This window comes from Roseobacter sp. HKCCA0882 (assembly GCF_037805225.1).
Lineage (GTDB): Bacteria > Pseudomonadota > Alphaproteobacteria > Rhodobacterales > Rhodobacteraceae > M30B80.
The window spans coordinates 377,121-388,949 of record NZ_JBBLYI010000002.1 but is presented as its reverse complement, the minus strand read 5'-3'; the positions used below and the strand labels follow the sequence as shown (position 1 = coordinate 388,949).

The 11,829-nt window shown below is 55.9% G+C and carries 11 protein-coding genes and 2 tRNA genes; 4 read left to right on the top strand and 9 right to left on the bottom strand.

The window, feature by feature from the left end; genetic code table 11:
* Positions 1-14: 14 nt before the first annotated feature.
* Entirely contained in the window at positions 15-545 is a 531-nt protein-coding gene (locus AAC622_RS10175; protein ID WP_340262199.1) for a DUF721 domain-containing protein, read from the bottom strand.
* Between the two features lie 66 nt (positions 546-611).
* Between AAC622_RS10175 and mutY the strand changes: the two genes are divergently transcribed.
* The gene (gene mutY / locus AAC622_RS10170) at positions 612-1,712 is read left to right on the top strand and encodes an A/G-specific adenine glycosylase (RefSeq protein ID WP_340262197.1); all 1,101 of its coding nucleotides are present in this window, start codon (positions 612-614) and stop codon (positions 1,710-1,712) included.
* 96 nt (positions 1,713-1,808) lie between these two features.
* A complete protein-coding gene (locus AAC622_RS10165) occupies positions 1,809-2,924 on the top strand; it encodes an alkane 1-monooxygenase (RefSeq protein ID WP_340262195.1) in 1,116 nt (371 codons plus the stop codon).
* Positions 2,925-3,019: 95 nt separating this feature from the next.
* Here AAC622_RS10165 and AAC622_RS10160 read toward each other — a convergent pair whose 3' ends face one another.
* The 4 genes from AAC622_RS10160 to AAC622_RS10145 all read right to left on the bottom strand — a co-directional run bounded on the left by AAC622_RS10160 (position 3,020) and on the right by AAC622_RS10145 (position 6,269).
* The gene (locus AAC622_RS10160) at positions 3,020-4,126 is read right to left on the bottom strand and encodes a site-specific DNA-methyltransferase (protein ID WP_340262192.1); all 1,107 of its coding nucleotides are present in this window, start codon (positions 4,124-4,126) and stop codon (positions 3,020-3,022) included.
* Between the two features lie 100 nt (positions 4,127-4,226).
* Positions 4,227-4,859 carry a ribonuclease HII gene (locus AAC622_RS10155; RefSeq protein ID WP_340262190.1) on the bottom strand — a complete coding sequence of 211 codons (633 nt, stop codon included), beginning with the start codon at positions 4,857-4,859 and terminating at the stop codon, positions 4,227-4,229.
* 10 nt (positions 4,860-4,869) lie between these two features.
* On the bottom strand, positions 4,870-6,111 hold the full coding sequence (locus tag AAC622_RS10150; RefSeq protein ID WP_340263041.1) for a Coenzyme F420 hydrogenase/dehydrogenase, beta subunit C-terminal domain: 1,242 nt from the start codon (positions 6,109-6,111) through the stop codon (positions 4,870-4,872).
* Between the two features lie 81 nt (positions 6,112-6,192).
* A tRNA-Arg gene (locus AAC622_RS10145) sits at positions 6,193-6,269 on the bottom strand.
* A 160-nt stretch (positions 6,270-6,429) separates the two neighbouring features.
* Here AAC622_RS10145 and AAC622_RS10140 point away from each other — a divergent pair.
* Positions 6,430-7,419, top strand: a complete 990-nt coding sequence (locus AAC622_RS10140; protein WP_340263039.1) for a LacI family DNA-binding transcriptional regulator — start codon at positions 6,430-6,432, stop codon at positions 7,417-7,419.
* Between the two features lie 6 nt (positions 7,420-7,425).
* Here AAC622_RS10140 and AAC622_RS10135 read toward each other — a convergent pair whose 3' ends face one another.
* Both AAC622_RS10135 and AAC622_RS10130 read right to left on the bottom strand, forming a co-directional pair.
* A complete protein-coding gene (locus AAC622_RS10135; RefSeq protein ID WP_340262187.1) occupies positions 7,426-8,838 on the bottom strand; it encodes an L-serine ammonia-lyase in 1,413 nt (470 codons plus the stop codon).
* 384 nt (positions 8,839-9,222) lie between these two features.
* Positions 9,223-9,297 (bottom strand) — tRNA-Lys (locus AAC622_RS10130).
* Between the two features lie 254 nt (positions 9,298-9,551).
* Between AAC622_RS10130 and AAC622_RS10125 the strand changes: the two genes are divergently transcribed.
* Positions 9,552-10,211 carry a YggS family pyridoxal phosphate-dependent enzyme gene (locus AAC622_RS10125; RefSeq protein ID WP_340263037.1) on the top strand — a complete coding sequence of 220 codons (660 nt, stop codon included), beginning with the start codon at positions 9,552-9,554 and terminating at the stop codon, positions 10,209-10,211.
* On the opposite strand, the gene AAC622_RS10120 is transcribed toward AAC622_RS10125, so the two are convergent.
* Entirely contained in the window at positions 10,202-10,669 is a 468-nt protein-coding gene (locus AAC622_RS10120) for a L,D-transpeptidase family protein (protein ID WP_340263035.1), read from the bottom strand. The genes AAC622_RS10125 and AAC622_RS10120 overlap by 10 nt on opposite strands.
* A 50-nt stretch (positions 10,670-10,719) precedes the next feature.
* Complete coding sequence (gene ribA, locus AAC622_RS10115; protein ID WP_340262184.1) at positions 10,720-11,817, bottom strand: GTP cyclohydrolase II; 1,098 nt, start codon at positions 11,815-11,817, stop codon at positions 10,720-10,722.
* Positions 11,818-11,829 lie beyond the last annotated feature (12 nt).

The window sequence follows — 11,829 nt, the reverse complement described above, 5'->3', positions numbered from 1 at the left end:
TCTCTCTCTGTAAATTAGGATGTCTGTTTTCTTATGACGCGCTGCGCCAGACGTTCAAGAGCATCGCGCAACCCCTCATCGGTGATGTGCGCTGCTGCGGCCTTGGCCTTGGCGTTCACGATTTCTATTGCCTCTTGGGGCAATTCTGGCCGGGGGCGTGGTGCGATGAAGTCACGCGCAAGGCTCTGTCCCGCCGTTTGTGTCAAGGATATTTTGGACACAGCATTATAACCATAAGCCGCGTTTACCTTTGTTCTGATATCTTCTTTGCGCATCTCAAGAATTGGGGCATGCGCCCCGCTCGTCAAAAGCACTAAGGTGGCCCCAAACCCATCACGCCCATGCGAAAGTTTTACAGGGCGCGCGATATCTGCAAACTCAGGCCCCATGATCTCCCGCCACTGGGTGATCAGCCGTGCCTCAGCGAAACCACGCCGCTCTGCGGGGCTTTTTATTTGCGCCATAACAAGCTTAGCCGCGGGTTCAAACCCACGGTTACGGCGGCTTGCCTCTTTGGGCGGGATATGATCGCTTGCTTTTCTCATCTGTGGGTCAATTTAGGGGGTATGAGACAGATTGACCAATCAAAACCGAAGACAGGGTGATAAAGCTTGTGTGACGAGATTGAAATAACGGATGACCTCTCGCGTGACTTGTTGGCGTGGTATGATGACCATGCGCGCGATATGCCGTGGCGGGTCGGGCCCGCGGCGCGCAAATCAGGGGAGCGTCCAAACCCATACCATGTGTGGTTGTCTGAGGTGATGCTACAGCAAACAACCGTGGCAGCTGTGCGTGACTACTTTACCAAGTTCATCTCTCTCTGGCCTCGGATTGAGGATCTTGCAGCAGCGGAAGATGCGGATGTCATGGCGGCTTGGGCGGGGCTTGGCTATTATGCAAGGGCGCGCAACCTGCTCAAATGCGCGCGCGTGGTTACTGATCAACACGCGGGGATATTCCCGACAACCGAAGATGCGCTTTTGACGCTTCCCGGAATTGGCCCTTACACCGCCGCTGCGATCGCGGCGATTGCCTTTGACCGCCGCGCAGTCGTCATGGATGGCAATGTAGAGCGTGTCATGGCGCGCCTCTTCGCAGTGGAAACCCCGCTGCCCCGTGCAAAGCCTGAGTTGAAAGCCCATGCCGCCGCCCTCACCCCTGCACAGCGGACGGGGGATTACGGGCAAGCCGTCATGGATTTGGGTGCTACGATTTGCACACCACGCAGCCCCGCCTGTGGCATTTGCCCGATCATGACTGAATGTGCCTCCCACAAAGCGGGCATTGCGGCGGAATTGCCGCGAAAGGAGCCAAAACAGCCCAAACCAACGCGGGTTGGTCATATTTACTTAGCCTTTCGGCCCGATGGTGCGGTTTTGGTCGAGCAACGCCCCGAAACGGGTCTTTTGGGGGGGATGCTTGGCTTTGTCACCAGCCCTTGGGCGGGGGTAGATGATCCCGCGGCGCCGATCGTGGAGGCGCTTGCGCCTCCCATTGAGGGCGAATGGCACGACACGGGCCAAGAGGTGCGCCATACCTTTACCCATTTCCATCTGCGCCTGCGTGTGCATCTGTGCCATGCCTCTGAAAACGCGAGCCCGCAGCAAGGTTATTTCCTGCCCCGCGCCAAGTTCCGCGTTGCGGACATGCCAACAGTGATGCGCAAAGCGTTTGACCTTTGCCGCATCGACACGCGGCCTTCACCCTGAGCATAATTATATATTTTAATATATAATATTTCTCTATATCTACATTCAGGATGACAGCATGAGCTGTGAGGTAGACGCATGTTCAGGTAAAATTATTTGGCATCGCTTCGTGATGTAGCCCCGTTTTGGGTCTCGCTTCTGCTCATCCCTCTTTTGGTCGCAGTCAGCCAATGGGGCGGGTGGAGCATCCTTTTGGTGCTTGCGGCCACATGGTGGTTGTTTCCGCTGTTGGATCAAGTATTCGGCCGCGATCCAACTAACCCTGATGAGGCCGCGCGCCTCAACTCTCTGTTTTGGTATCGCGCAATCACCTTGATCTGGGCACCGTCACAATTCGGATTGGTCTTTGGGTTGATTGCATATCTCGCCACCAATCCTGCACATCTGACGCTTACCGAGCAATTCGGGTTGGCGGCCTCTTTGGGTGTTGTCACGGGAATGGTTGGCATCAATTACAGCCATGAATTGATGCACCGCCCCGCGCGGTTGGAACGTGGCTTGGCCGATATCCTACTGGCGATGACGCTTTATTCGCATTTCAAAACCGAACATCTTTTGGTGCATCATATCCATGTGGCCACCCCGCGTGACCCTGCTTCTGCGCAATATAATGAGGGGTTTCACCGCTTTTTCCCCCGTGTTTTGATCCAGTCGTTCAAATCTGCATGGCGGGCCGAAGCGCAGCGCCTCGAAAAGCGCAGGCTTGCACTATGGCATAGAAGCAATCCGTTCTGGCGTTACGGGGGATTGCAGGCAGGCATGATGGGATTGGCCTATGCCATTGGCAGGAAATGGGGCCTTGCTTTCTTCGCTGTGCAGGCCTTTGTTGCGGTGTTCCATTTGGAAATCACAAATTACATCGAACATTACGGCCTCACGCGGGCCTACAAAGGCGCGGGGAAATATGAACATGTCAAACCCCGCCATTCGTGGAATGCGGATCATCGGGCCACGAATTGGTTGCTGATCAACTTGCAGCGTCACTCAGACCATCATTATCGTCCAGATCGGGCCTATTCGCTGTTACAAACCTATGATCACGATGCCGCGCCGCAACTGCCTTATGGCTATCCTGTAATGGGGATTTTGGCCCTCTGCCCGCCTTTGTGGCGGCGGGTTATGAACCCCAAGGTGCGCGCTTGGCGCAAGCAACATTCTCCGCAAGTCAAGGATTGGACGCCCTATTCGAAAGGGCTGCTTCAAACGGAATAAAAAACCCCCGCCTGATGGGCGAGGGTAAGGTGCGTGCCCCCGAGGCAAAAGCCACAGGCACGAGCGGTATATCGAAAGCTGTCTTGGAGGTGGCGTTACTCGCCCAACTCGGAACGCAATTGTTGACGAAGGTGATCAATCGGCACGGTTTTCCCGTCACGGCGGAAATGCCAATATGTCCACCCGTTGCACGAAGGTGCGCCTTCAAGTTTCGCCCCCACTTGGTGGATCGACCCTTTGGTGTCTAAAGCGACAAGCGTGCCATCGGCGCGAATTTTTGCACGATGGCGGCCATTACCGCTGTGCAATTCCTCACCAGGCCGCAGCAAGCCCCGCTCGACCAATTGACCGAAGGGAATACGCGGTTCCGATCTTTTGCTGAGGCTGGTTTCAAGCGCATCACTGTCAAAACGGCGCGTGTTGGCGATACGCTTTTCGGCGATTTCGCGATACTCTTCCTCACGCTCGATGCCGATGAAATCGCGCCCCAATTTCTTTGCAACGGCGCCCGTTGTCCCAGTGCCAAAGAAAGGATCAAGAACTACGTCGCCTGGATTTGTTGAGGCAATCAAAATGCGGTGCAGCAGCGATTCAGGCTTTTGCGTTGGATGTGCCTTTTCGCCCCGCGAGTTCTTCAAACGCTCACCGCCATTACAAATCGGCAAAAGCCAATCAGAGCGCATTTGAATCCCCTCATTTAGGGATTTGAGCGCCTCATAATTGAACGTGTATTTCGCTGCTTCAGATTTCGAAGCCCAGATCATCGTCTCATGGGCATTTGTCAAACGCTTGCCGCGGAAATTGGGCATCGGATTGGATTTGCGCCAAACAACATCATTCAGCAACCAATAGCCTTGGTTTTGCAGTTCGGCCCCCACGCGGAAAATGTTGTGATACGAGCCAATCACCCAAATCGCGCCATTCGGCTTGAGGATACGGCGCGCCGCAGCGAGCCAGGTTTGCGTGAATTCGTCATAGGCACGGAAGCTGTCGAATTGATCCCAATGATCATCCACCGCATCTACAAGCGAATTGTCGGGGCGATGCAAATCACCCTTGAGCTGAAGGTTGTAAGGCGGGTCGGCGAAAATCAGATCGACCGAACCTTCAGGAAGGCTGTTCATCACATCAATGCAATCACCAGCCAATATCTGGTTAAGCGGCAGGGCATGCGCCCCCGCGGGATTGGTTTTCGTCTTCATCACTGCCTCTGACTTTTAATCGTCACGGCGCCATTTTTTGACGCTCATCTTGAGGCCTAAGATGAGTCGAAACCGATTCGCCGTCAATTTATTTTTTGAATCAACGACTTACAAGATGATGTTGATACAAGATATTGTGGACGGGCTTGAATGAACGTCTATGATGCGGGGTCACCCCAATATCTTGAAGGGCTTGAAGGTGGGCTTTTGAGGGGTAGCCCGCGTTTTTCTCCCAGCCGTAGCCCGCAAACTGTTGCGATAATGTCACCATCAGCCGATCCCGTGTTACCTTGGCCATGATAGAAGCCGCCGAAATCGAAACAGAACGGGCATCACCTTTGATGATTGCAGTGGCAGGGCTGGGCAAATCAGGGGGAATGGCATTGCCGTCAATCAGCGCATGATCTGGACAGCGGGAGAGACCAAGCACCGCACGGCGCATGGCCAAAAAAGTGGCGTTGCGAATATTCAGCTCATCAATCTCGGCAACGCTCGCCTCTGCGATACTGACCTCGGCCCGCGCGGCGATCTCATCAAACAGCGCCTCGCGCCGCTTTTGGCTGAGCGTTTTGGAATCATGCAAACCTTCGGGAATATCGCTTGGGTTTAGGATAACTGCTGCGGCCATAACAGGCCCCGCCAATGGGCCGCGCCCCACCTCATCCACGCCCGCAACAAGGCCGCCGATCTGCGTCTCAAAACTGAAATCTGGCGCAAGATTGGGTTTGGTCATAGTCGCGAGATTACGGATTACCATCCTCGCGCGCAATCTCGGATGGATTGGGCCCAACCCCATAGCGCGCAGCAAGGCTCCAGACATGGGCGGGAACCATATTCTTCATCTTGGCAGGATGACTGCGGCGCAAATGTAAGATGGTTTCAATCGCCTTCATCTCGACCCGCGCGCGGGCAAATTCCAAGCCACGCGGCCCAAGACGAGGCTGCAGATAGGCCACCAATGGCCGCAGCCAGTTGGGCATCCGCCGCAGGGGCAAACCGCCCGCCGCGCGCTCCGTATTGGCCAAAAAGCCTTTGACCGCGCTTGTGCGGTCCCCCTTATCGGTCAAGGGCGACAGGCAGAGCCGATCTTTGATGCCATCAAGCATCTCTGCGCCACGGGCATTGCGCACCAAGATCCATTGCGCCCCATCGCCGCCCATATAGCCCACCGTGATATCGGCCAAGCGGTTCGTGTAATCGACACAGGTCTTGCAGGTCATTGGAAAGAAATCCGCAGGCAATTGCGAGATTGGCAATTTCAAAAAAGGCACGAAACGGGGCGGGCGCCCATCTGAAAAGCGTAGCTCGACTGAATAATCCGCGCGAAACTCAAGATAACTGATGCTATTTGGCTTGGCATCAAGCAGCGCAAGGAAATCATGAAATCGCGCGGTTGTGGTGTTGTCCGAACAGGGCGTGCCGATGACATAAAGCCGCTCGAACCCATACTCGGCCTCAAGCGCACGCAGGGCATAGGTCTGACAGGGGATGCCGATAAAGGCCAAGCGCGTGATTCCGCGCGCCTTTGCGAGTTCTAACAAGGCCACGCTTGGGGCAAAGCCCATGCGCATCCCGCGGCAGGCGGATAAGTCGTCTGGTTCGGTGACCAACACAGGCACAGGGCGCCATTGATCGTCTGGGTCAGGCGCCACTGTGATGACCGCCTCAATCGCCCCCGCCCGTAATAAGGTTTCCGCGAGCGCCGTGGTAATGCCCGTCCACTGCGCGCCTTCGGCCGCTGGGGTCAGCCTTGCGCGATACATCGCTTCGGTCACACCAAAAAACGCTTCCTCATGACGCGCAGGGTCACTGATACGCCCATGAATGCGGGCTTCGGCGTACGGATAATCTGGGGCGATAAACTGACAGGCCCGCCCGCAGGCGCGATCATCAGACATGCGACTGACCCCGCAATCGGTGCAAAGCCCCGCACGCGGCCCTTTACCAAGTTTAGGCGCGAGTGTTCCCCGCTGCGCATCCAACATGATCTTGGTCAACTTTCCTTTGGTCCAAGATCAATGATCAGACGCGACAGCCAGACTGTCAATCAAAATAGACAGATTGGATGGTGACCCCGACAGGACTCGAACCTGTAACCTATCCCTTAGGAGGGGATTGCTCTATCCAGTTGAGCCACGGGGCCATGTCTGCTTTTTTGCTGGAATTTGCTATGGCGCGCAAGTCGATCCAAAAAACCGAACGCTTGGCAAATGGGGATGGTTCGGCGTATCAATAGGAACCAGACGACCGAAGACAGGATACCAGACGTGCGCGGACGCAATCCCTTTGATGGCAAACCCCAGATGACTTTGCGCGATGTAGCTGAGGCAGCGGGGGTTTCGGAAATGACCGTCAGCCGCGTCTTGCGCAATCGGGGGGATGTCTCTGAGCGCACGCGCAGCAAGGTTTTTGAAGCCGCCCGCGCCTTGGGATATGTGCCCAATAAAATCGCGGGCGCTTTGGCATCAAACCGCGTCAATCTGGTTGGCGTGGTGATCCCATCTCTATCCAACATGGTCTTCCCTGATGTCCTTACAGGCATTGGTGAAGGTCTGCATGAAACGGATTTGCAGCCCGTTGTTGGCACCTCAAATTATGATTTAGGGCAGGAAGAAAAAGTCATTTTCGAAATGCTGTCATGGCGGCCATCTGGTCTGATCGTAGCGGGGTTGGAACATACAGATGCCGCGCGGAAGATGATGGAGAATGCGGGGATTCCTGTTGTCGAGGTGATGGACATTGACGGCCCAAGTGTGGCGGCCCGCGTAGGCATCTCACATGTGGCGGCAGGTCGCGCCATGGCCGAAGAAATCCTTGCCCGTGGCTATCGCAAAATTGGGTATCTGGGTTCTAGCTCTTTGCGCGATTTTCGATCGCAAAAGCGGCAGCAGGGCTTTGAGGATGCGCTGAAGGAGGCGGGTCTCTCCTTGGCGGATAAGATTTTTTATGCAGGCCCCTCGGGTTTTGGCACAGGCCGCGCGATGACCGAAGATTTGCTAAGCCGCAGCCCTGATCTTGATTTCCTCTATTATAATACGGATATGAACGCGGCGGGCGGCCTGCTTTATCTGTTGGAAAAGGGGTATGATATTCCCAATCAAATTGGCATTGCGGGGTTCAATTCGTTTGCTATTTTGGACGGGCTGCCCTTGCGCATCGCCACCATGGACAGCCGCCGCGCAGATATTGGACGTGAGGCGGCCAAAATCATTGCAGGGCGCGCGCTTTCGGGGGCCGATATCGGATTGTCGCCAGAATTCTTGGCGGGTGACACCGTGCGTCAGCGTGGCTGACCCGCCTCAGCATTCAGGCAGATTGACGGCCAAGCCCCCAAGCGAAGTTTCTTTATATTTCAGGTTCATATCATGGCCCGTTTGCCGCATGGCTTCGATACAATTATCAAGCGGCATGAAATGGGTGCCATCGCCCCGCAGCGCCAATGAAGCGGCCGATACAGCCTTGATCGCACCGAGGCCGTTGCGTTCGATGCAGGGCACCTGAACCAATCCTGCCACGGGGTCACAGGTCATGCCTAAGTGATGTTCAAGCGCGATTTCAGCAGCGTTTTCAATCTGTTCGTTGGTGCCACCAAGTGCCGCGCAAAGCCCCGCTGCGGCCATGGCTGCGGCTGATCCGACCTCGCCCTGACAGCCAACTTCGGCCCCAGAGATCGAGGCATTATGCTTGATCAACCCGCCAATTGCCGCCGCGACCATCAAGAAATCCAACCCGCCCTTTGCGGTCGCGCCGATGCAATGGGTTAGATAATAATGCAAAACTGCTGGAACCACGCCTGCCGCCCCATTGGTGGGGGCGGTAACCACTCGGCCCCCTGCCGCGTTTTCTTCGTTCACGGCCATTGCATAGACCGAAAGCCAATCGTTGATTGTATGGGGTTGGGTGATGTTGCGCCCCGCCTCGGCCTGTAACTGATCATGGATCGCCTTTGCCCGGCGCTTGACCCGCAAACCGCCGGGCAATTCACCCTCCATCCGCAAGCCGCGCTCAATGCAGGACAGCATCGCATCTCGGATTGCCTCAAGGCGCTTTTGCACCTCGGCGCGCGGCGCGCCGTGGCATTCATTCTCCCATTTCATCTGCGCAATAGATTTCTGCGCCTTTGCCCCCATAATCAACATTTCTTCAGCTGTGCCAAAGGGATAGGGGTATCCTGCATCCGCCTTTTGGGCGGCGAGTGAATTCTTGCGGGCGGCTTTGGCCGCTTGTAATTCTTTCGCGGTCATTACGAAACCGCCACCGATGGAGTAAAAGACTTCCTCCATATAGAGCGCCCCGTTGGCGTCATAAGCGCGGAGGATCATACCATTGGCATGCCCCACTAGGGCGGGGCCATAGTCAAAGATGATATCTTCCTCTGGGTTGAGGCGCAGTTGCGGCAGCCCGTCAGGGGTAACATGCCCTGCTGATTTGATCGCTGCAATGGCGCTATCCGCCTGGTCTGGGTCAAGTTTATCGGGGCGAAACCCAGCAAGGCCCAAAATTACAGCGCGGTCAGTGGCGTGACCTTTGCCAGTAAAGGCAAGCGATCCGTGCAAATGACATGACAAGGCCGCCACCTCACCGGCGCCAGGCTCTCGAGTGCCATGGCGCAGGCGGTCGAGAAATTGCGCGGCGGCATTCATTGGCCCAATCGTATGGGAGGAGGAGGGGCCAATCCCAATTTTGAAAATATCAAAAACTGACAGAAACATAATGCAATTGCCCCGATCTGCGCTGCGCCTTGGGTCAAGATATGCGATTTTTTAGGATTTCTATGGTGATAAATCCGACTCGTTTCTCACGCTGCGCGACCAATCGCTAAGGCGTGTGATCAGAAATCATGCTCTGCCTGCTCATAGCGCTGCGATGGGGACGTAAGCCTATGAGCGCATCCGCTTTGTCAGAGGCCCAGCCTCTAGCAAGGCAGTGGGCTGCACCTACGGTTTTTGTTTGGAGGCATCAACCTTAAACGGATTGAGAGTGACCAGGCGGGAAATACGCCGGCCAATACACCAATTTTCGTGAGATAAACCGCGCACATTAATGCGGCTGACTGTCTGAGTTGGGGGTAACAGATACGCGTCATATCTGGCTATTGGTGAGCCCGGGAGGATTCGAACCTCCGACCAATTGATTAAAAGTCAACTGCTCTACCACTGAGCTACGGGCCCGCCTGAGGCCCGCGTAATATAAACGAGACTGCCCCCCGTCAAGCCAAAAACCTGAATAATTGTCATTATAATAATCAGCCTACAATTTCGATGCTATTGCGCGGGCGGTTTTGTTCAAATTGGTGTATACTGCGTCTACTGCAATACAGTAGATTTCGGTCTGACATTCAGCTTCTAATCCTCACGAATTATCTGCTAGGGAAAGAGCGGGCTTTGGCCCGCTCTTTTTTCATTTGGTGATGGGTGAGGGTAAAATGGCGCTTGGGGATATTCAGGCAGATGTTGCGCGAATTTTGACCGAAGCGGGGCGCGCGCCTGATGCGGCAAAACTAATCGCTGTCTCGAAAGTCCAGCCAAACGCACGGGTTGAGGCGGTGTTGCAAGCGGGCCATCGCAGTTTCGGTGAAAACCGCGTGCAAGAAGCGCAGGGCAAATGGCCCGATTTCAAAGCCCAATTTGAGGGGGTGGATTTGCACCTGATTGGCCCATTGCAAAGCAATAAGGTGCGCCCCGCGATGGAGCTGTTTGACGCGATCCACACAGTCGACCGCGAAAAACTGGCGCGCCGCATAGCCGATATGGCCCAAGAATTGGGCCACTGTCCCGATCTGTTCATTCAGGTTAACACAGGCGCTGAGCCGCAAAAGGCGGGCATCCTACCTGCCGATGCAGATGCCTTTATCCAAACTGCGCGCGCGATGGATTTGCCGCTGAAAGGTTTGATGTGCATCCCGCCCGTGGACGAGGAGCCAAGCCTGCATTTCGCCCTTTTGGGCAAGATTGCTGCTCGAAACGGGCTTTCGGAATTGTCGATGGGAATGAGCGCAGATTATGAAACAGCGCTGCGGTTAGGGGCCACGCATATTCGTGTGGGCTCTGCCATATTCGGCGCGCGTGTCGCCCCTCACGGATAGCTTTTCGCGTCCCGCACGATCAAACGTGTTTCGTAGGAAATGCGCGCAGTGATCCATCGCAAATCTGCACGGGAGAACGCAACACATCCTTCGGTCGGATAGCCCGCGCGCCGCCATTGGTGGATGAAAATCGCAGAGCCACGCCCTCGTTCTGCATAGGGCCAGTTCCAATCGGTGATCAGCACCAAATCATAAAGCGGGTCTGCGCGCCCCAGTTTCTCGTGGCTGTGCGCGTAGGGCGCACGCACCATGAGGTTATAGTCTTCATCGCGCGGATCATCTGACCACAGATCACGCGGCCCAATTTTGAGGGCCCAATTACAAGGGCGCGCCATGCGGTCTGCGCGATAGAGGCAGCCAACGATGCGGTGAATGCCGACTGGGGTGGCCCCATCGCCCTCGCGCTTGCTGCGGCTCATCCCGCCGCGCCCGATGCTGCAGGGAAAGCGCCGTCCCATAAACTGCGCACCCAGATGGGTGATCACAAGGTCTTCGGAGCGGGGCAGGGTCACAGCAAATGTCCTGATTTCGCGGCCTTGGTCGCCAAGTAATGCGCGTTATGCGCGTTTTGGCCAACATGGAGCGCCACGCGTTCTGTGACCTCTATGCCTGATTGGCGCATCATTTCAACTTTTCGAGGGTTGTTGGTCATCAGGCGCACCGAGGCAAAACCCAATTTTTGTAGCAACTCTGCCCCAAGGCGAAAATCGCGCTCATCATCTTCAAACCCAAGACGATGATTGGCTTCGACTGTGTCGAACCCTTGATCCTGAAGGCTATAGGCGCGCATTTTATTGGCCAGACCAATCCCGCGCCCCTCTTGATTGAGGTAGAGAAGGATACCCGCGCCGTCTTGGCCCATTTGTGCCAATGCCGCGTGAAGTTGGGGGCCGCAGTCACATTTGAGACTGCCCAATACATCGCCCGTAAAGCAGGCAGAGTGTAGACGCGCCAAAACGGGTTCGTCCCGATCAGGGCGACCAATTTCAATGGCGTAATGCTCGGCGCTGCCATCATTGGGCCGAAACACATGAAGGCGCCCCGCCTCAGAGGCAACCATCGGCAGACGCGCGGCGGCTACGGCGTGAAAGGGTTGGCTTTCTGCCAATTGTGACCGCGCCACCGAGAATGGCAGAACGGTCAGCCCATGTTCCCGTGCAATCGCCACGGCGTCATCCCGAAACACGCAAAGCATTGCGGGCAAAAGCTGTGCCGACTTGGCGAAATGAATTGCGGTGCGCGCGTCATCCGCCGAGCCGTGTTCCGGCCCTTGAAGGCTTTGGAATGGGCCTTTCATCGGGCGATCCAAATCATCCTTCGGGTCGGCCAGTGCCTTTAGGATCCGGCTGCCTGCATCTTTGGGCAATGCGATACGCGCGATATCGCCCTCATAAAGTGGTAGATTCAAGGTGCGCGCCCGCCAATCGGACAGCACGATAAAGGGCGCGCCAAGCGCGCGGAAATCTTCTACCCGATCCGTGCTTGCTGTCTCCGAGGCCAATGCGATCAACCCCTTTGCGCCATCGCTAAACACCACAGGCAAGCCTGCGCGCAAATCAGCGCGGGCGCGGGCGGCGATTTCATTGGCGGTTGGCGCAAGGCTCATCTTGTCCGTCCT